This window comes from Viridibacillus sp. FSL H8-0110 (assembly GCF_038003565.1).
Lineage (GTDB): Bacteria > Bacillota > Bacilli > Bacillales_A > Planococcaceae > Viridibacillus > Viridibacillus arenosi.
Genome location: NZ_JBBOPJ010000001.1, coordinates 4,105,383 through 4,128,006 on the forward strand (window position 1 = coordinate 4,105,383; position 22,624 = coordinate 4,128,006).

Below are 22,624 nucleotides of genomic sequence, written 5' to 3' on the forward strand. Positions count from 1 at the left end.
GAATTGATTTCCATCAGACAAGGCATAAGACTTAAATAATGTGGTGATTTTGTGGCAACTTCCAATTTTGGCATAAACCGATTTGATTTGAATGAATTTTTAGAATAAAAAATAAAATAATATCTTCTTAAAATTCAGCTTAAAGTGTAAATAAAAAACGCCCCCGAAAGGATTTAGTTGAAAAATATATTCTAATTCCATTAGAAGTCTATTTATTAAATTTTTTTGGCATTGGTATCCCACTCTCCACAGAGAGTAAACACGATTCATTACTTATAATCAAGATTATATACTTATTACCGAATAATCATACAATCGAATAATTATTACGACCGCTTTTTTTTACTTTATATAATGCTTTATCGGCGCTTTTGATTACAGTTTCTACATCAGTTGAGTTAGAACAAGGCAATGTACAAGCGCCAATACTTACCGTCACAATGTTAGATACAGGTGAATTTTCGTGAAGAATAAACAATTTTGATATAGCCATTTCAATCAATTTGCATTGTGTGTGGACCTGTTCTTCCGTCAAATCCCTTCCAACTACGACAAATTCTTCCCCACCCCACCTTACTGGGATACAATCGTATTCTTGTACTGTATCGGCAATTGCTTGTGCGATAGAACGCAGTGTATTATCGCCACGATTGTGTCCATGATGGTCATTATAATTTTTGAAGTAATCGATATCAATTAAAATAATTGTCACATCTATAGATTGTTCAGCACGATTTCTGTATATATCTTGTATATCTCGTTGAAAGCCATGTCGATTATAGATACCCGTCAACTCATCATAATAGGCTTTTAATGACAATTGCCTATTTGCTTTTTGTAGCTGATCTGTCAATATCGCATTTCGTTTCAATTCTACAAGCCACTGTTCCTTCGTTTTATATGACTTCAAATAATCTCTGTAAACTACTCTTGAAATTATAAAAGTTATGATAACAATAAGCGCTACAAAGTAAAGTTGTAGATAGAATAGATAGAAATCATGATGAGCTATTGGAATTCCTACTACTAAAATTGTAGTTGCAATTATGATAGGCAACAATATTTGGTTTATTGATGTATAAAATAGTACTGCACAAAGTAGCATACACAATGTATAGACCATAAAATCCTGATATTGTACTTGATCCATTACAGAAATAATCGCTCCATAAATCATTGAAATGGTAATATAGACAACAATAATTTTTTCCCATTTATCAATATGTTTAACAGAGTAATTGGATACCTTCATTTGTCTACTAACAATGTAAAAACAATATATATTAAACAAACAAAATGACGTATATACCGCCATATATTGAAATGGGAAATTCGGATGAAAACTTGAAAAAGACGTAATTCCAATATTAACAATACCAATCAAAACAATAACAACCACATACACTTTTGTTATCAACAACATGCGTGACATATTATCCAACAATCGTTCTTTTCGAAAAACAAGCTCTTGTTTAGAGTCTTGGTCCTTCCTCATAGGGGCCACTCCCATCAATCGGCTCGCATTATTCCCTTATGAAATCCTATTTTGTACAATACATTCCAACACTGCTATAAAAATATTTCACCTTCGATTGAACCTAATTCATAGTCCTAAACTTAACAATACACACGTTTCATAGTATTAATCCCCCTAAAATAACCATAGATAGATGCACACAATTATGTCAATGGTAACGGATTTGTTTAATAAATTATATAATATAAGTTCTTTACTTAGATTTAATACTAATTTAGAGCATTTATTTAGTAATACTAACCATCAGTTCTAAACAAATTCTGAACAAAATGTGATGTGCTAGACAATTATTTACATTATTAGTAATTAACAACTGTCTAAATATTAAATCAGAAATACTAAAAACCCTAACTTCTGTAGAAGTTAGGGTTTTTAACAGTATTTTACAGTTAATATTTTCATTTAGCATTAAAAGCTAATTGGCGCATCTTCCCTGATTCATTTTCTTTATAATAAAGTACTTTACTTTTTACATACAAGTCTACGACATGGGTGGATTTTATTTTAGTTTTATTTTGACCATTTAACTTCACTTTATATAAATAACCACCATCAGAATAATTACTATAGTAAATCCATTGGCCATATACGGCTAAGAAAGGTGCTCTGTCGTTGACAACTTTTAATTGCTTATTACTTTTTTTATCCATCTTAAATAACTGATCATTTTTGTTATTTGAAAAATAATATGTTCCACTTTTTTCAATCACGTTCCCCATGTTGTGGAAATATCTGTATTTTACACTATTTGCGTTCGGAAACTCTTTTTCTTTCCAGCTATGATCTTTTTTCAATTGTGCATTACTTAGTAAAAAATAATGATAGTTGACAACTCCAGTTTTGTTTGGAATTGGATCATCCCAAGTCGTATCGATATGATAGTACTCACCATTAATCTTCACCATGTTCCAAGAGTGGCTCTCGCCTTTACTACTTCCCGTAACAACTATTGTTTCCACTCCTACATTATTTAAAAGTAGTTGCATTGACTTTGAATACCCATCACAAACGGCAACTTTATTCACTAAAGCACCAAAAACTTCATAAGAATCTCGGGAAACCTTATCTTTTCTATGGTTTTTGTAATCATATTTTACCGATAAAACTAGATAATCATGAATAGCCTTTATCTTTTCTATATCACTCATATTTTTTTTTATTTTTACATTTATTATACGCTTTACTTCAGCATCAATTTTGTTCTTCTTTTTAAGAATACTTTGTTTACTGCCATCATATTTAAATTTGATTGTTCCAGTTGAGAATGTAGTTGCTCCATTATAATAAAAAATTTCCGGATGATCCTCAACTACCTTATTTACGATTGCCCCAATTTCTTCAGGCCTTACTTCGCTAGAATTAAAATATGTACTTGCTTCTACATTTTGCAAGCTTTTGAGAATATTATTATATGTCTTTTGTTCTTCGTTACTAAAAGATTTTGTTGAGATAGTGCTCCTTGCAAAGGTTTGCATAGGAAAGATGCTTGCTATTAAAATAATTCCTAGAATCACCTTCATTAACTGTTTCATCTATACCATTCCTAACCTTTTCTTTTCTCTAATTATATTAAATATAGTTCTAAATAAGTATCCGACATTAGTTATATTGACTCCATCCTGAGTAATTCATCAGTGAATATATGTATCTATAATAATAATGCAAATGTTTAAATTCCGGACTAAATACCTATAAAATTACCTTATTATCTATTCGTTTCCTAAAATAAAAAGAGGACTATTAGTGGTGAATTCCCACTAAATAGTCCTCTTTTCCTATGCCTTTGTACTTCTTCTGTTATATAAAACCCATAAACCAAACAGGATAGCTAAAATCCCTGTAAATAAGGTACCTGCTGAATACTCTACACCTGTTTGTGGAAGTAATTCACTTTCTTTTATGCTTCCCAGATTATTTGGCTTATCCTCATTTTTATTATACCCAGAATTATTCGCCTTACCTGTATCACTCGGTTTTCCTGGTGTGTTAGGATTACCCGAATTGTTTGGTCCTCCAGGATTATTTGGATTTCCTGGTTTGCTCGGTTTGCCTGGTTCTCCTGGTTTGCCTGGATCAACTGGTTTGCCTGGGTCAACTGGTTTACCTGGGTCAACTGGTTTACCTGGGTCAACTGGTTTACCTGGGTCAACTGGTTTACCTGGGTCAACCGGTTTGCCTGGATCAACTGGTTTGCCTGGATCAACTGGTTTGCCTGGATCAACTGGATGTTTGTATTCATTTGTTTTTGTTAAGTCCAGTATTTCAATTTGTTCTTTTTGAATAGCAAATTCTATCGGCTTGCTATCTAGTATATAACCAGCTGGAGCTTTTGTTTCAATAAGTTGATAGAATCCTTCATCAAGATTCTCTTCATAAATTTCACCATTTTTATCTGTTATTAGTTTCTCTTTTCCACTAACAACGGTATACTCATCTGTCTCTAGCTTTTTATACATCAATTTGAATTCTGCATCTTTTAATACGATTTTAGAATTATTTGCATCTACTTTTTTCAATTTAAATGCTCGGATAATTTTGTTGTTTTTAATTGTTATTTCTTTATCTGATTTGTCTAGAGTAACAACCACATTACTATCCTTCGAATCAATTGCGTAACCATTTGGAGCAGTGATTTCTTTTAATGTGTAATTATCATAAGGTAAGTTTTCAAATACTATCTTACCTTTTGCATTTGTTGTTTTTGTATCGACTAAAGAATTTTTACTGTCGTAAAGTTCAAAGATTGCACCTTCTAATACTTTACTAGCATCTGCCGCGTCCACTTTAATGACTGAAAGGTTTCCTTTGCCTCTAACATTTTCTTTTTTCACTACTTCTACTTTAGTTTGATCCTTCTCAATTGTGAATCCAACTGGTTCTCCGTCTAATAAATAATGTTTAGGTGCTTGTGTTTCAACAAACTGATACTTACCAGGTTCAAGATTATTTACAATAATTTTGCCGTCTTCATCTGTTGTTAGTGCTTTTTTAATTGTCTTATATTCAGTACCTTGCTTTTGTTGAAGGTCAAATATCGCGCCTTGCAGTGTCGTAGCGGAATTATCCTTATCAACTTTTATTAGCTCAACAGCTTGAATGATTCTATTATTGTAAATAGTTTCTTCGTTAGCGCCAATAATCTCTATTTTTTTTGTATCATTAATACCTACAACATATCCTTTAGGGGCATGATCCTCTTTTAATAAATAGTTTCCGTAAAGCAATTTTTCAAACTTCACAGTACCATCTTCACCTGTAGTCAACGTTTTGATGACCACACCACTGTCCTCATCGATTAGTGAGAATACAGCTCCTGGAAGAGGTTTTGTTTTATCATCAGCAGCAAATTTCTTTACTTCTAGACTTCCAACTTTACCTTCCCCTGTTCCTGAACCTGTTGTTTTTTTAACTTCAACAACGGCTTTAGATTCAGTTGTTTCCTCTGAAATTTGGTCGCCTGTCAATGTAATATCGTTATTAATCTTAGCTCCCACTTTATCTAAAATAAGTGACTGATATTCTAGAATATAAGGAGTGTCAATTGAATTCTTAAAGGTAAGCTCAAAGAAATCCTTATCGCCCTCTCCCTTTTTAAATTCAATTTTATATTGGTCGTGTTCTAATTCTTTTCCTTTTGTAACGTTCCCTTTTTCATCAACTGTAGTAGCGTATAGATGGAAGGAGTTTTCGAGTATAGATTGGTTACCACTTGGATTATCTGTTAATTTTACATTCGATACGCTTGATTGCCCGAAGTTAATATTAACCTTCCAATTAATAATCTTACCTTTCTGTACTCCTGATTTTTTAGTATATTCGCCTCCATGTTGCACGGATACACTTGCAGTAAGATCAGTTACTTTATTCCCGTCATTATATAGTGTCGCAGTGTTACTATATTTATTTTTAATAAGTGAATCTTTCAAACTTGTTTTATATGAAATTAAATAAGGTTCATTAATTTCATTATTGAAAATCACTTTAAAACCTGGTTTACTACCAGGATTCCACTCAACTGTATAATCTTGACCTTCTACTAACTCTTCTTTATTTGTGCCGTTTGCTCCACCCGTTAAAGACATTTTATATACTTTTAATGAATCCTCAACAAGTTTTTGATTGTCTAAAATGAAATCTTCTACATAGGCATTTGATAGTGTTTTAAGGTTGTAATTTACACCGATATTCCATGTTATTTCTTTTTCCACAGCATTGTACGAGCCGTTTTTAAAACCGTTTGATTGTGTATATTCATCTGGCGTAAATTTTGCCGTTGCTTCTTTTGATTTATCTTTACCATCTTTATCAGTCCATGTAAGACTGACATTATTTTCTAAATAATTTAAAGATTTATCATCACGATTTTCATAATTAAATTTTGTTTTATATTCAATTACATGTGGTTTATTAATTTCTTTTGTAAATTCAATTGTGAATCCATTACCATCTTTATCTTCTTTTAATGTGTAATCTTCACCTTTTTTAAGTTCATTTCCAGGTGTTGTAATTTTAAGTGTGTCCGGAAGTAATGTTAGCCCTTTATTTGTAAATGAGTCTACAAGTTTAACGTTTTTCATTGAATGACTATCTTGGTTTATGGAAATCATCCATGTTGCTGTTTTGTCTTTATAATCTGAGCTTACATAATATTTTTCTAGTATTTGTTGGTAAATGGTCTCTTTTCCTGTTCCTTGTCCACCATTACCAGATGTCACTTCATTTATGATTTCCTCGCCATCATAAACACGATTATTCGCTTTTGTTTTATAGACAATTTTATATGCAGCATTTATTTCTTGTTTAAACTTTAATTCAAACCCATTTTTACCTTCTGTTGATTTTGGAGTGAATGTATAACCAGTTGATACTGCTTCTGATCCATTTTCATTACCATCTTCACCAATTTTCACTTTTTCAACTTTAAGAGAAGCATCTACAAACTCCTGTGTATTGTTAAAAAAGTCTGTTAGAATCGCTTTCTCTGCAGGAATTGTTTTTTCATTGTAGTTGTACTTGATTTCCCACGTAATTGTTTGTGTTGCTGGGTCGTACCCTATTGATTTTTTTTCTAACGTTTTCCCTCTTCCAACGCTTACTGTTGCACTAGCCGATTGCTCATTAAAGTCTGTACCTGATAATGTTGCTTCGTTTTGATACTTCGTTCCATCAGAATCTATGATATCCGTTGTGTATTCTACACGATAAGCTGATTTGATGTCCCCTAAATCTATTTGGAAATCTTTATCTCCTGTTATTTTCCCAACGTTAAATCCGGTTGTAACTTCTTCCCCTTGCTCAACGCTACCATCTAAATGTGTTATTAGTTTATACACCTTTATAGAATTAGCTTGTAATAATTGCCCTTCTTGGATAGGATCACTAAGCTTAGCATTTTTAATAGAATCAAGGTTTTTATTAAAATCAATCGTCCAATTAATAGTTTTTGCATTGTAGTTTTTATCTGGTGTTCCTTTTTTATCAATTGCAGTACCATTCGGATTGTAATTAATAGGAATATCAATAGAATCTTTACCAGTAATAGGTGTTACTGTAACTATTTTTTCATCAGTAACCACTACTTTTTCACTTATTTTTGATAAAACTTGTAGTGTCCCTTTAATATCTGAATGGTTTTCTATGAATTTATTAAAAGTAACAGTAGCTACCCCGTCCATACCAACCGAAAAGACCCCAATGTCTTCTCCATCGAACCTAAGTGGTGCATTTTTCACTTCTTCATAAACAATTAGTTCTTTTGGCAAATTAAATTTGAATATCGCACCATCTGTGTAGCCATGATTATTTGGAAGTACATATTCGTAATCTACCGTAATAATCGATTCACGATCGACACTTTCTATTTCCTGGCCTTCCTTATTTTCAAAGGTTAATTTTGCACTCGTTAAGATATTGTCTTTTATATCTGTGTTTGTCGTTTTATTATTTTCTTCTTTTCCTTTTGAATCATCTGTACCATTTTCTTCTGTTGTTGATTTTCCATCTTCTTCAGAAGTGATTCCGTCAACTTCTTTAAGTAATTCTACCTTTTTTCCATTTTCAACTTTTGTATTCTCTACTGCCTCTTCTGTAGAATCGCCAGTAACTGTTGAATCAGCTTCAGGTTGGTTAACAGTGATTTCCTGTTCCCCAACGATTTCTATCGTACCAGAACCACTTTTCGTCTGATTCTGTAAGATTTTCACTTGAATTTGGTTACCCGAAACTGTGTATGAGCCGATTTCTGTCCCATCAATTAGTAATTTATTTGTTTGAGATGTACCTACCTTAACCCCTTCAGGTAATTGGAAATCGAATACTGCTGCCTCTTTCTTATCACCAGCATTAAAATGCCAATTATACTTAACCGTCGCTGTCGATTCTTCTTCCGAACCTTTGATTATTTCTGGGGTTCCTAAAATAAATAATTGCTCGTTATTACTATTTGCATTTGCAGCAATTGGAGTTAAAAAACTATTCACGAGTAATAGAATCATCATTGTTATAAAACCAATCTTTTTCATACTTACCTCCCTATTATTTAACCTCATCATTTTTCTGCACCATTTCAATTCTCCCGATATCACCTTATAATCTTAATGTTTCAATTAACTTTTTGCTCGGGTTTAACATTCCTTTTTCACTAAATAAGAACGAGTCAGGGGTACACCTGATAATACAATGGCATTTAACTTAGCTTATTTTTTTAAGCTATTTATACTATCTATTTCCCGATTAATCCACCTTTCTCCTTTTCTATTTATTATTAGCTACTTCTTTTCGGGACTAATTCGTAAAACTTTTCTAATTTAGGAATGGTCTATGCCATTATAACCTCTTGTTCTGAACAAATTCTGAACTTGAAAGATAAATGAGACTAAAACCCTATAATAAATATTAGATATAATATATTATTGATTAAACGAAAAAATTTTAATATTTTATCAAATTTAACTAAGCAAAAAAAAGGTATATATTTAGTTATAAATTATGAATTCACAGATTTTTAACAACTAAGAAAATAAAATCCAACTAATTCTTCACAATATTAAAAGAGCTGTCTCTAAGTCAAAAAATGACTTGTGAGACAGCCCCTATTAATGAGAAAAACATTCATTATATAAATCTACAATTTCTCTAGGTATTTTAATGCCTAATTCATCTACGAGATTATTCGTAATTGTTTCGTAAAGCGCTTTTATCTTTTGTGTATTATTTAATTGTTGATAATGTTTCATCAACTGGTGCATGATCGTTTCATTATACATATCTAAAATCAGCATTTTTTCCAGACACTTTTCCACTAATGCGTTTTGATCTATTTTACTTTCTGTACTCGTTATAAATTTTTCGAGATATAGTAGAACATCCTGTTTTATCCATTGTTGGTATTGAATTGACCATGGGTAGACGTCCCCTTCCAAATAATCTCCACTATAAAGTTCGAGTAACCTTTCTACCTTTAAAGGATGCATGTCCTCTGTTTGTACAATTTGCATTAGTTCAAGCACATCACTTGTGAGGGGCACAGACAGTTTATAATGATCATTTACTAATGTAATGGAATTTTCCACACCAATATCTTTTATAGCTTTTCTCAATTGGTAAACAGTTGTATGTAATAATGTCACAGCTTTTGTAGCGTCCATTTCTGGCCATAATGCCTCAACAACATTCGCCTTATGAATCGGATTTTCTCTATTGTGCCATAAGAAAATGAATAATTCCTTTACTTTTCTTGTACGCCATTTCACTTCATTTTGTTGATAATCTTGTAGTGCAAAGCTACTCATGAAGCGAGCATACAAAACTTTGTGTGTTTGCTCAGAAAGACCTTCCCTAGATTTATATAAAGTAATTCTTTCTTCAACTTTTTTAATTGCCTTTCTTAACCGCGTCATATTTACAGGTTTTAACAAATAATCAGACGCGTTCACTTCAAATGCCTCTATTGCAAATTGAGGATGCGCCGTTACAAAAAGCACGTCTATATTACTGTACCTTTCCATTACTTTCTCAGCAAATTCAATTCCGTGCATTCCCGGCATTTCCATATCTATAAAAATAACATCCACCTGTATGTTAGCTAATTCTTGCAAGGCAAGAACCGGATTTGTATATTTCCCGACAATTTCAATTCCTTCTATATTACTAGTCATAATCTCAAGCACTTCTAAAGCAATTTCTTCATCATCGATTAATAGAACTCTCATCATTTTCACCCCCAGGTACAATTATAGTTATTTTCGTTCCTTCACTTTCTTTACTTTCTAATAAGAATGATGATTTTTCAATAAGTTTTAGCTTTCTATATGGGTTTAAAAAGCCTAATCGTGTACTCCGCTCATTCATTAACTCATATTGCTTTTGAATAGGGATTCCTACGCCATCATCTTCAATCACTATTTTGACACCTACTGTAGTTTTCTCTATCGTTACTTTTACTGTCCCGCCATTAGACTTTTTGGCGATGCCGTGCTGAACTGCATTTTCAACAAGTGGCTGAATGGTCATTGAGGGGATAAGTGCTTCTATCGTTTCGTCGATCTCATATTCAATATTTAATCTATTACCAAAACGCATCTTTTCAATGGATAGATAAGCTTTCACTAATTCTATTTCATTTTCTAATGGGATTAAGCAATCTTGACCATTAAAATCTAATTTTGCACGGAAATACGTAGACAAATATTGTAGCGCCTCCCGCGTTTTCTCTTCATCCTTATAACTCAATCCTATAATCGTATTAAATGTATTGTATAAAAAATGTGGTGTAATTTGTGCAGATAAGAAATCTAATTCATTTTTCACTGCTTCCCTTGAAGATTCTTTCATTGATAACAATGATTCTATACGGACTTTTAATTCTTCAAGATTAATTGGCTTTTGTAAAAAGTCATTTGCCCCTCCTTGCAAGGAAATTATCAAATCTGATAATTGACCAGCTGCCGTTAAGATGACAATTGGAAGCTCGAGTAAACCATGTTCTTCCCTCACAATTTTACAAACTTCAAAACCTGACATATTTGGCATCATTAAATCTAATAACATTAAATCCACGGATTCATTTCCCATTATTTCAAGGGCGTCTACACCGCTTTCAACTGCAATCACGGTATAGTCTAAAGATCGTATAGAATTTACCAATATCTTTAAATTATCATGATCATCATCTACTACTAAAATGGTATAACCCTTTTTCCCTTCAATTTTCACCGGTACATCCAAGAATGCTTTTGAAGCCTCTTTATCTTTTATTGCCAGAAGCATACTATTTTTTTCAGTTGGAAAATATGCTGGTTTCTCCACCGCTTTAAGCTGTGATTCGTTCGCTAAAGGAATCGTAAAAGTAAAACACGAGCCTTTTCCGATTTCTGAAGTAACCCAAATGCGCCCACCAGACACTTCCACTAGTTGCTTAGTAATACTTAACCCTAGACCAAGACCTTCAGATTCAATTCCTTTTACTTGATATAATGAGTCGAAAATTTGATTAATATGATCTTCCTCAATGCCTATGCCTGTATCTGTAATTGAGATGAACATTTCTCCATTCTGCACTTTTGCAGAAAGTGTAATCTCGCCATATTTCGTGTACTTAATAGCATTGTAAATAAGATTAAAGAAAATCTGTTTTAACTTGTATTCGTCTACATAGATTAATGGTAGATTAGATGGAAACATATTAACTAATTTTAACTTATTCGAAGTCGGTATTAGATAAAATACCTCAGCTATAATCTCTTCAACAATATGAACATTGACCGGAGTAGGTGAAATATTTACTTCCCCACGCTTGATCTTTCCAGCATATAATAAATCCTCTACTAACTTCGCTAACCGTTTACCAACGGTGTGAATTAAAACAGCGACTTCTTGTTGTTCTTTTTTTAGTGCCCCTTTATTACCTTCCATTAATGATTTAGAGAGATTAATAATACCGTGTAATGGTGTCCGTAATTCGTGAGAGCTTTTCACTAAAAAATCATCCTTAAATTCATCAAAACGAAGTAATTCCTTAGATAAACGATCTACTTCTATAAAAGCACGCTGGTGACGAAAACCAATTAAAGAAGATAAGCCAATTACCATTGTTAAAAACAGAAACACGGGCTCATATTTAACTTTTATTTCAAATAAAAAGTTTAATGCAATTAAAGTTCCATAACATGCAAAAGATGTAACTATCATTAATATATACTCAGAACCTTCTGCTTTTTTTATTAAAGCCGCCTTCAGTAATATATATACGATGTATCCATAGCTTAACCCTAAAATGAAAACCATTACTATTTTCTCGACCATAATAGGAGGAGTTACTAACAACAATATAGGATTTGGTATTCCCTCTATAAACACCTCAACAATTAATAAGCTACATAAAAATATGACAACTTTTTTATTTGTATATTGTTTAAAAAATTCATATATAAATAACAGAAAGAATAGAATTGCTAGATGAAAAAATGTGAATTGGAAATACGACCTATCAAGCAAAGATAAATTCGACATTTTTATAAAAAATAATTGCTCATTTAACGTAGTAATATAAAATCCTTGAAAGAGGCAAAACAAACTAAAGTATAATTCATATAAAATTCTTTTTCGTTGTAAGTAGGTTACTAAATACATAATAAACAATAAGAAATAACCTGCAAAAAGAGCCGTTTCCAACATTACATCCATTGTTTTTGATATTTCAATGTCCTTTGAAGTCCCAAATTTTATTGGAGAAATAATGCCAGCAACATGGTAATTTAGATTGGCCACTTGAATAACAACCTCTATTTCTAGGCCTTCACCAGTTCCATACGCCACATACTTCTCATTACTAAACTGATGTATTTTCATATTTTTTGAAGGGTCGCCTTTTGCACCGGCCTCTACGCCATTTATAAACAATCGGCTAGAAGATCGAATCGTATCCATTTTGAATCCGTACTTCTCGTTATTTGGCAACTTAATAAGTAAACGGTATGTACCATATTGTTCTGTATATTGGTTATTCCAATTTCCTGGAACATTAATAGTTGTCAGATTTTGAGTATATTCATCATAAGTATGCGGGTTATTGTCAGGCGTTATTAAATCTCCGGCGTAAAATTGCCATTCACCATTTAAATTTATATTTCCATCTCTTTCAAAATCCCAATTACTCAAATCTAATACACCATTTTTTGCATCAGGCCCATTCGGTTGGAAAATATTAAAGTAGTTAAAACTACTTATAATTGTGAACAAAAAAATACCGATACAAATAGCGATGAACAGCTTTCTTTTCATAACACACCTCTTTGCTAGATCAAATATGTAAGTTTGTTTCTTTTATGAATCAATTTCTATTTTTCAATTCGTATAAACCTATTGTAAATGAATAATCCATAAGATGCTTAAATTGTTAAATCATTTCAAAGAATATTCACTTTAGAATACATTTGAATATAAAAAAACTGCGCAAAGTTTAAACTCTCAACATGCCTTTCTTATAGCCAATCTACTGATCATAAAAAAAGAAATAAAGATTCAACTATCATTAAAACATTATCAATTACTCTTATTTTTACTACCAAAATGATAATAATAATTATTATTATATAAAATTTATTCTTGACTTTAATTGATGAGTAAGTTGTTTAAAAGATCTTTATTTTGTCTAACTCATATTCTCAATGATTTTTTAATACACTTATCACTATTCAAGCTATTTCATTACACTTTTTGTTCCTTTTATAATTTATTTAGTAAGTGAATTGCACTTTTTGAAACACTATATATACATAATTAACCTCCCATTATTTATAGAACATACTTAAAGATATAAATTCCTTAAAGATAATCATTATAATTTACTTTCATCTAGCAATCTGTTATATTAGTTTTGAAGAGTTCAATTGAGTTCAAAATAGGAGGCACAACATTATGACAAATGATAATAATAAAAAGTTAACAACTGCTGCTGGCGCACCAGTCGTTAGTAATACTAACTCTATGTCTGCAGGTAAACGTGGACCCCTTTTACTGCAAGACGTATGGTTGATTGAAAAATTAGCTAATTTTAACCGTGAAGTTATTCCGGAGCGTCGTATGCATGCTAAAGGTTCAGGTGCATTTGGTACTTTCACAGTAACTCACGATATTACTAAATATACAAAAGCTGCAATCTTCTCTGAAGTAGGTAAAAAAACAGAAATGTTCGCTCGTTTTTCTACTGTAGCTGGTGAACGTGGTGCAGCTGATGCTGAACGTGATATCCGCGGATTCGCATTAAAATTCTACACAGAACAAGGTAACTGGGATTTAGTTGGTAACAACACTCCAGTATTCTTCTTCCGTGATGCAATGCACTTCCCTGACTTGAACCACGCTGTTAAACGTGACCCGCATACTAACATGCGCTCAGCTAATAACAACTGGGATTTTTGGACAAACTTACCGGAAGCATTGCACCAAGTAACTTATGTTATGGGTGACCGTGGTATCCCAACTGATTACCGTCATATGCACGGATTCGGTTCACATACGTATTCAATGATCAATGCTGATAATGAACGTGTATATGTGAAATTCCACTTCGCTTCACAACAAGGTATTAATAACTACACAGACCAAGAAGCTGCTGAAGTAGTTGCACACGACCGTGAATCTTCACAACGTGACCTATTTGAATCAATCAAAAAAGGCGACTTCCCTAAATGGAAAATGTCTATCCAAGTGATGACAGAAGAACAAGCTCGTAACCACCGTTACAACCCATTTGATTTAACAAAAGTATGGTACAAATCTGAATTCCCATTAATCCCTGTTGGTGAATTCGAATTGAACCGTAACCCAGCTAACTACTTTGCTGAAGTTGAACAAGCTTCATTTGCGCCATCTAACGTTGTTCCTGGTATTAGCTTCTCACCAGACCGTATGCTACAAGCTCGTTTATTCGCTTATGCAGATGCTGCTCGTTACCGTTTAGGTGTAAACAATACATCTATCCCTGTTAATGCACCAAAATGCCCAGTACACAACTTCCACCGCGATGGACAAATGCGTGTAGATGGAAACTTAGGAAGCACATTGCATTATGAGCCAAATAGCTACGGTGAATGGCAAGAACAACCATCATATAAAGACCCTGCATTAGCACTTGATGGACCAGCAGATATCTATGACTTCCGCGAAGATGATGACAATTACTTCGAACAACCAGGTAAATTGTTCAACATCATGAGCCAAGAAGAGCAACAACGTTTATTCGAAAATACTGCTCGTAACATGGAAGGTGTTGAGTTCTTTATTAAAGAACGCCATATCATTCACTGCTACAAAGCAGATCCAGCTTATGGTACAGGTGTTGCCAAAGCAATGGGTATCGATATCAAAGAAATTGACCTTAAAAAAGAAATTCAATATCGCTAATATAACAAAGCCTCGTTTAGCTACTCATGCTAAACGAGGCTTTTTTACTTTTTAACTACTTATCCACAATTTACTTAATTATTTTGAATATTCTATGCACTTATTCACAGAATTGGTGTATAACTTTGTGTAGATTGTGGATAGTATCATTTTTCCACCAAAAAGTTATCCACAAAAAAACAACTCTTCGCGTTGAAGAGCTGCTTTTTAAACTCAAATAAATAATTTGACTTCATATTTCATCTGTAGTACCTATGTATAAAGTATGACTGATATGTATATTACAATCGTTACTGTAATACAACTTGTGAGTGTTGTTACTAAAACAGTTTGACAATCTACTACAAATATATACTCAATCCCTAACTCATGATTGCATTTATTCACTTGTTTATTATGTAACATAAATAAAGGCATCCACATATTACATGGATGCCAAATACTTAATTAAAGTGATTTTCTTCTATAATACGGGTAAATTCTTCTAACGCGGCCACTTCATTCATCGTACTAAACCAACGATATGATTCAGAATCTAAAATTCGATAATGGTTGCTTAAAATATTTTGTTGCAAACGATATCCCTTATCCTCTTGTACTGTTCGCCACCATACATGTCCGCCCATAGTTTTTTCTTTTGGGCGTGCAATCACGTCATGCGCTGTTAGTTCCACTACTTCCATAGGATCGCCACCCATTGCATTTTGCAAAATTGAACTTTCTCTAAATAGGGCACATAGTGCAACTGTTGTTGTCCAGCCACATGGTGTTCGTTGTTTTTCGATTTGAACAAGTGTTTTTTTTGAAATACCTAGTACCTCAGCCATTTTATCCTGAGTATAATTATTTTCTGTACGAACTAACTTAAATTTCTCAGTAGCGATACTAATGATTTTTTCTTTATCCATATTTATCACCCTTAATTGTTTCTTTTAGTGTAATTTTATACTATTGAATGCAAAAAGGGAATTTTCTATTATAAAGTGGATTACAGTACAATAAATATTTCTTTTGCCATTACAACGCGATTTCTACCTTGTTCCTTCGCCTCATATAAGCATTGATCTGCTAATCCAATCATTGTTGCAGGCTCACTTGCCATTGAAGGATATTCTGCGATTCCTGCTGAAATTGTAATATTTTCCCCAGTTGGACTTATTGTTCGCTCGATATCCGTACGTAGCTGCTCTGCTACTAAATAAGCGTCAGTTGCAGATGTATTTGGCAATAAGATAATAAACTCTTCTCCACCATAACGGCAACATAAATCATTTGCTCTTGTTGCTTTTTTCATTTTCAAAGCTAAGAATTTTAATACTTCATCTCCAACACCGTGACCGTATGTATCATTCACCGACTTAAAATGATCTATATCGATTAAAATAATTGAGTAAGGTGTATTCCCACTTGTCCATTTTTGCATTCGTTCATTTAATGTTCGGCGATTCGTCAATCCTGTAAGTGGATCTGTTGTTGATTGGTCCATAAAGAAACTTACTTGTCCATGGAGAAAAGATAGGCTCTGAATTAATGCTTTTTTTAGTTGTATAACTTCATAATACCAGCCGGGTACTTGAGCGAGATTCTTTTCTTCGTTTGCTTTCATACTACTTTCCGTTAATGTTGCTAGTTGCTGTAATGGACGTGCAATTTTAAGTGAAGCCCATAAGATGATAACTAGTGAAACGAGCAATAGTGGTAATGCAACGTACAGCATCTGCTTTACCATATTTGTTGCCGGTTTCAAAGCAATTTCAGTTGAGCGTTGTGCCACAACTCCCCAATTGGCAATTGAAATATACGAATATCCTGCCAGCATGTCTTTACCTTTAGAATTAATCAAACGAGATGCACCTGTACTATGGTTTTCAAGCATTTCACTTACAATCTTATTATCAGATACTACATCATTAATGCGTGATTTATCTTGATGATAAATTATGCGGCCATCGTTATCTACTACATACACGTAAGAACCGTCTTTATAAAAATGCTCACCGAGAACCTCATTCAATACATTATCTTCTTTCAAATAAATAGTTCCACCTATTAGCCCTAGGTATAGGCCCTCTTTTGCGAAAACTGGAACTGAAATGAAGATGAGCAAACGATTTGTAATTCCTTTATACGGCTTTGATATTAATGGTTTCTTTTGCGTTATCGCTTCTTTTATAGCATTAGAAGTAAGAGTCTTTCCTTTTAAATCTAATGATTGAGGGGAAGTTGCAAGTACTTCACCCTTTGCGTCGACAATAGCTACAGAATTAAAAGTATTTGTTTGATTTTTCACACGATCAGCTTCATGTAACAATTTATCCTCATCATCAAAAATAGCTGTGATTTCTTCTGCACTTATATTAAGTGTTTGTAATGTTTCTTTCATATAATCATTTGCTGTCATTGCTAGTTTTTGAGCATACGCATGATTCGTTTCAAGAGTACTTTCTTGTAAGGATTGCGTATTCGTACGATAACTACTCCACAAACTGCTCGCAATTGTTAAAAGGAATGCCAAAACAGCTACACTGATAATTAAATGGTGTAATTTTAGATTGATTTTTTTCATATGCCCCTACCTATTTCCTTATATAGCTCGATATAATACATCAAGTAAAATAGTAACATACCACAAGTGTTAAAATACAATAATTTACTATTTTATAAGTAATTTATTCTCTTTTTAAAATAAAAAAATCGCTATTAAGCCATCCAGCTTAATAGCGATTTATCCAAATTAATTAATTATTAATGTTAATTACTCGTAAGGCAATTTCCTTACTATTCTTTGTCTCTAGAGTGGTTGAAAATAGAATCTGCATTGTCGAAACAGTGTATAGTATCGTCAAAATCTTCTTCTACATCATCTATTTTAATACCTAAAAACCTCAATAACCTGTCCAACATACGATCAACCCCTTAATCTTCGTACTGACATTCTTGAAATTCCTATACTTATTTCGATGATTTACTTTCGTTCCTACTATTATTATACATAAAAATTGATAGAAATTCTAATAAGACGCTAACCATGCACGATTACTGTCATATTAAGGTTACTTATTCTATACAAAAAACCTCCTCATAGTTATATCTATCCAACAATGAGGAGGCTTTCAATTATAGTATCCATTAACAACATAAGAAATAGCAAAATGCTTATTTTTCAAATGAAATGAAAAGGATCATTAAGTAAAAACTAAATTTATATCTAGAACTCATTAAACCTCTATGCTAACTTTTTTAGCAAAAATTCCACTACAAATGAGTTTTTTTATGTAAAATAACCACGATTCCTGTTTAACTCCATCACTATTTGGAGTAGCGACACTGTGGAGAATAAACTTTAATATAATTTCATTTGGCATTTCTTTATCCAGAAAATTCTCTTTTTTGCCTTGATCTATTATTGTTTGTAATATGCTATACATACCTATTTGTAATTGCTGTATTGCCGCTTTTTTATGTATAAGTACTTCAGAATCGTTTTCCTGAATTTCCTTTGCTTTCACTAAAATTTGTTGTAAATCTTTATATTTATACATTTTAGTCACTAATTCATCTAACTGTGCCGTAAAGGGCAGTTCTTGATCTATTAACTTTAAGTCTATATGTATTTTTTTTAAGGCTGAAACTAAATAATCAAAAATAAGTTCCTCTTTATTAACATAGTATTTATAAATTGCTGCTCTTGAGACATTCAAAGTATCAGCCAGTAGACTAAATGTATAACCTTCATATCCATACTTTAATAAAAGTATTTTGGTAGTATTAAATATTTCATCGGATGAAAATTTTCTCTCCCGCGCCATTTTAATCACCTCTATTTTTAAAGTAGTGGTACTATCCTATAATATCGACAAGGTATATTATACCATTATCACCCAATAATAGCATTACCATAGTGCAAATTATATATTTATCTCAATATATTGAATAATTTTATGTAAAACCAAGAAATTCTTTCACATTAAAAACGCTAGAAGTTTTTAGGACTCCTAGCGCTTTTTATTACTTCTTTTTAATAAGAATTTTCTTATCAAACAATACTTTTTTAGAAAGTGAGCAAAATAGGCATTGATATCTTCCTTGAAAAGTCCAACTGTACCACTATATTGCCAGTTGTAACTATCTTCAAACATTGTATTAAGAGTGATCAACATCTAAAACAAAGGCTGGTTTCGCTTCACGCACAAAGGAAGGGAGCCACTGTATTCTTTGTATCATCGCATAAGTATAGCTCTCAATTTATACAAGATTTATACAACTCTTATTATCAGCACAAACAATTCCATTTGAAATTGTTTGATTATTAAATCTTAGGGTATTTATATTATTAAGTACTTACTATAAAAGAGATATAATTAAATTGTCCTTTCTAATAAACATATGGGAACACATTTTTTAAGCGTTTTCAACTGAAATATAGGTTCTCATTTGCATTGGGGTTTCAACATGGTATACGATTTCTTAAAAGGCATAGGTTTCTAGTATGCCAATGTTTTAAAAAAAGGAGAGATTGTTTATGTTCGTAGTAACTAACCGTATTAAAACGAAAAAAGGCTTTGCTGAAAAAATGGCTCCTAACTTCACTCGTCCAGGTGCACTTCAATCATTTGAAGGCTTTGTCAAAGTTGAAGTAGCTGTATGCAAAGATTTTGAAGAATACGATGAAATGAGCGTTAATATGTACTGGGAAACACTTGATGGCTTCAAAGCGTGGCGCGAAAGTGACGCATTCAAAGCATCTCACAAACGTCCAGAAGCAAAACCAGGTGAAGCTCCAAAAGAATCTCCAATGCTTGGTAGTCAAATCGTTATAGCTGAAATTGTTTCACGTATTGAAGCAGCACAAGCTTAAGCTTTTATTCAATAAGAAAGGCTCTAAACTGAAGTTTTTATTCTCCAGTTAGAGCCTTTTTAAATTTATACTATTAATTTAATGATCCGTAGCTTACGATACGTGGTTCCCAGTAACTACCTTTTGCAACACTTTGATACTGTACTTTGTCCCCTGCTGCGTGTAAAACTTTGTTGTTTCCTGCATATAGACCAACATGCGTAATCGTGCTACCTCCTGGTGTAGCAGTGAAGAAGATTAAATCGCCTACTTCTGGACTACTTACTTTTTTAGTAACAGCACGTTGAGAACGACTATTATGTGGAAGTGTACCGTATCCAGCTTTTTTATATGCATAAGCTGTAAAACCTGAGCAATCAAAACCTGATGTCGACATGCCACCCCATACATAAGGAACGCCTAAATATTGACTACCTACACTTATCACTTTGTTACGAAGTGCTGAGTTTGAGCTAGAAACTTTTGTTGTTTTTTTGTATTTTTTTAAGTATGAGCTTGATACCCAACCTTTCTTGCTACTATGTTTGACTTTATACCACGTTGTTCCGCCTACTGTCTTTTTATATGAAGCTGTCACGACAGCTCCCTTTTTTAGTGTTGTTATTTTCCCACTTTTTAGTGATGCACTTTTACGCATATTTAATATTGATTTTGTTTTATATTTACCACTAATTTTTGTTGCTTTAGCAGTAGATGATGTTGATTTTTTATATTTTTTTAAGTATGAACCAGATACCCAACCAGTTTTTCCACCGTGTTTTACTTTGTACCATGTTGTACCACTTACTTTCTTTTTATATGTAGCTGTTACGACTGCACCTTTTTTTAGTGTTGTTATTTTCTTGCTGCTTGTAGATGGACCTTTACGCATATTCAATGCTGCTGTTGTTTTATATTTACCTGAAATTTTAGTTGCTTTTGAACTTGAAACCATCGTAATTCCGTTAGCAGAATCTTGTAAAACATTTGTTGCATTCGTTTGTGTTGGTTGTTGAGGTTGATTATTTACTAATGCTCCAAGTCCAAGTGTTATTGTCAAAGTAGTTGCTGTGATAGCCTTAAATACTGTTTGCTTGTTCATATTAATAATGTTCCTCCAATTTTTTCTTTTATAGTAGATAATAATATTTCGATGTTTATGGATGTAAATAACGTTTTTTTATTAATTCCACTATTAATACTAAGGAAAGTCAGATGGAGAAACAACGGCATTTCATTTACAATGTCATTACACTTTATTACAAATAACTCAAAATCCTCATACTATATCCAGTTTTTAATAAAACGGAAATATAAACGGATTAATTTTCCATTTAATACTACTTTTCTTTGTTATTTTATTTAATTGATGAATTCCATAATTTTTTTACTGAAAATGGTAACTACTTGATAAAAACATAATTATTCAATGCAAAAAAACTCCCTTCTGCTTTAAAAGCTAAGGGAGTTTACTTATATAGTGAAAGAACTGATTATGGTTCTTATTGATAAATTTCTAAACTGAGAGCTGTCATTGACATTGGAATTTGAAATCCCTGAAATGACTCAATATTTCTATAGAAATCTTCTACTTGTATTTTCTGCAATTTTGTTTTTTATAGATCATGCTCTGCATTTTTTACTGTAATCATATTTTCCCTACGTTACTAAACCGTTTAATAGAAAACGGTGTGATATCTAAATCTGTAAATCCTTTTGTAATCAAGTCACTTAGGACTTCTCCAACAGCGCTAGCAAATTTGAAACCATGTCCTGAGAAACCAGCTGCGATGGCGATGTTATTATGTTTTGGATGGACATCTATGATGAAATCTTCATCTGGCGTCATTGTGTACATACATGTTTTTCCGAATTTCAACTCATGCTCACGTGGCATAAATTCATCTAGGAATCCACTCAGATTTTCTACATCACCGACGACATCACCAAATGCAAGTTTGTCCTCATCTGGATTAATATTATCTCCTCCATCATGCCGTCCCACTTTTAATCCTGCGCCATCAATACTTGGAAAACCGTAGTATATACTTTCCGCAAGCTCGAATGTGAAAGCTGGAAAATCGTTTTGATTATAGTATTTTTCATCTACATCGTACCAAGCGAATGTTTTGCGAATTGGGTTTAGTGGAAGTTTTAAATCCAATTGTTTTAGTATTTCTCCAGCCCAAGCACCCGCAGAAATAATTACGGAGTCTGCTGTAAATATTGCACCATCTTCTGTATAAATCGTAACTTTGTCTGTCTGTGGATCGACTTTAATAACACGACTATTTGTACGAATAGTTGCTCCTGCATTTATGGCCAATTCTCTATAAGCTTCAATGCATGATTCTACTCTTAACACGCCCGAAGTAGGTTCGAAACAACCGAGGTAGTTATCTGGTAATTGCATACCTTCCCATTTTTCGTTTACCTCAGTTGCCGTCATAACCTCTAATGGTAGATCAAATTTCTCTGCACTCTTAATCACGTTTTTTATGAACGGAATATTTTTATCACCAACATTAATGACACCAGTTTGGAGAAAAATTTCCTTACCTGTTTGTTGTGCAAGTTCTTGCCATAAATCACGTGCACGTAAAGCGAGTGGAACATACTCTACCCCTTCACCATATGCATAACGAATTATGCGTGTCTCACCATGGTGACTTCCTTTATCATGTGGTGGATTAAAGGCATCTAATAGTAAAGTCTTTTTTCCACTTTGTGAAAGGAAATATCCCGCAGCCATTCCCATTGAACCTGCTCCTATAACTATCACATCATAATGCATTTTCATTGCCTCCTTGATACTCATTATTATTATTTTACTATGAATTTTTAGA

Annotated in this window: 13 protein-coding genes; 2 read left to right on the forward strand and 11 right to left on the reverse strand. The window is 32.8% G+C overall.

The features are described 5' to 3' along the window. Nucleotides 1-307: 307 nt before the first annotated feature. The 5 genes from MHH98_RS20315 to MHH98_RS20335 form a co-directional block, all read right to left on the reverse strand. A complete protein-coding gene (locus MHH98_RS20315) occupies nucleotides 308-1,495 on the reverse strand; it encodes a GGDEF domain-containing protein (RefSeq protein WP_340713438.1) in 1,188 nt (395 codons plus the stop codon). 440 nt (nucleotides 1,496-1,935) lie between these two features. Next, on the reverse strand, nucleotides 1,936-3,069 hold the full coding sequence (locus MHH98_RS20320) for a DUF5050 domain-containing protein (RefSeq protein WP_340713440.1): 1,134 nt from the start codon (nucleotides 3,067-3,069) through the stop codon (nucleotides 1,936-1,938). Between the two features lie 243 nt (nucleotides 3,070-3,312). Beyond that, entirely contained in the window at nucleotides 3,313-8,058 is a 4,746-nt protein-coding gene (locus tag MHH98_RS20325) for a collagen binding domain-containing protein (RefSeq protein WP_340713442.1), read from the reverse strand. Nucleotides 8,059-8,631: 573 nt separating this feature from the next. Further along, the gene (locus tag MHH98_RS20330; RefSeq protein ID WP_081730027.1) at nucleotides 8,632-9,750 is read right to left on the reverse strand and encodes a response regulator; all 1,119 of its coding nucleotides are present in this window, start codon (nucleotides 9,748-9,750) and stop codon (nucleotides 8,632-8,634) included. Further along, a complete protein-coding gene (locus tag MHH98_RS20335) occupies nucleotides 9,725-12,817 on the reverse strand; it encodes an ATP-binding protein (protein ID WP_038180575.1) in 3,093 nt (1,030 codons plus the stop codon). The genes MHH98_RS20330 and MHH98_RS20335 overlap by 26 nt, the downstream gene beginning before the upstream one ends. Nucleotides 12,818-13,453: 636 nt before the next feature. Here MHH98_RS20335 and MHH98_RS20340 point away from each other — a divergent pair. Then, a complete protein-coding gene (locus MHH98_RS20340; RefSeq protein WP_038180577.1) occupies nucleotides 13,454-14,941 on the forward strand; it encodes a catalase in 1,488 nt (495 codons plus the stop codon). Nucleotides 14,942-15,384: 443 nt separating this feature from the next. Here the strand turns inward: MHH98_RS20340 and MHH98_RS20345 are convergent, their stop codons facing one another. The 4 genes from MHH98_RS20345 to MHH98_RS20360 form a co-directional block, all read right to left on the reverse strand. Further along, a complete protein-coding gene (locus MHH98_RS20345; RefSeq protein WP_038180580.1) occupies nucleotides 15,385-15,849 on the reverse strand; it encodes a helix-turn-helix transcriptional regulator in 465 nt (154 codons plus the stop codon). Between the two features lie 80 nt (nucleotides 15,850-15,929). Next, entirely contained in the window at nucleotides 15,930-17,507 is a 1,578-nt protein-coding gene (locus MHH98_RS20350) for a sensor domain-containing diguanylate cyclase (RefSeq protein WP_340713443.1), read from the reverse strand. 212 nt (nucleotides 17,508-17,719) lie between these two features. Next, the gene (locus MHH98_RS20355; RefSeq protein ID WP_268746456.1) at nucleotides 17,720-17,845 is read right to left on the reverse strand and encodes a hypothetical protein; all 126 of its coding nucleotides are present in this window, start codon (nucleotides 17,843-17,845) and stop codon (nucleotides 17,720-17,722) included. A 314-nt stretch (nucleotides 17,846-18,159) separates the two neighbouring features. Continuing rightward, a complete protein-coding gene (locus MHH98_RS20360; protein ID WP_038180585.1) occupies nucleotides 18,160-18,750 on the reverse strand; it encodes a TetR/AcrR family transcriptional regulator in 591 nt (196 codons plus the stop codon). 713 nt (nucleotides 18,751-19,463) lie between these two features. On the opposite strand from MHH98_RS20360, the gene MHH98_RS20365 reads away from it, so the two are divergent. Then, on the forward strand, nucleotides 19,464-19,799 hold the full coding sequence (locus MHH98_RS20365; RefSeq protein ID WP_038180587.1) for a heme oxygenase: 336 nt from the start codon (nucleotides 19,464-19,466) through the stop codon (nucleotides 19,797-19,799). Between the two features lie 73 nt (nucleotides 19,800-19,872). On the opposite strand, the gene MHH98_RS20370 is transcribed toward MHH98_RS20365, so the two are convergent. Together MHH98_RS20370 and solA are read right to left on the reverse strand one after the other, a co-directional pair. Then, on the reverse strand, nucleotides 19,873-20,880 hold the full coding sequence (locus MHH98_RS20370; protein ID WP_051448590.1) for a C40 family peptidase: 1,008 nt from the start codon (nucleotides 20,878-20,880) through the stop codon (nucleotides 19,873-19,875). Nucleotides 20,881-21,426: 546 nt separating this feature from the next. Continuing rightward, nucleotides 21,427-22,572 (reverse strand): N-methyl-L-tryptophan oxidase, encoded by a 1,146-nt coding sequence (solA, locus tag MHH98_RS20375; RefSeq protein ID WP_340713444.1) that lies wholly within the window; start codon nucleotides 22,570-22,572, stop codon nucleotides 21,427-21,429. Nucleotides 22,573-22,624 lie beyond the last annotated feature (52 nt).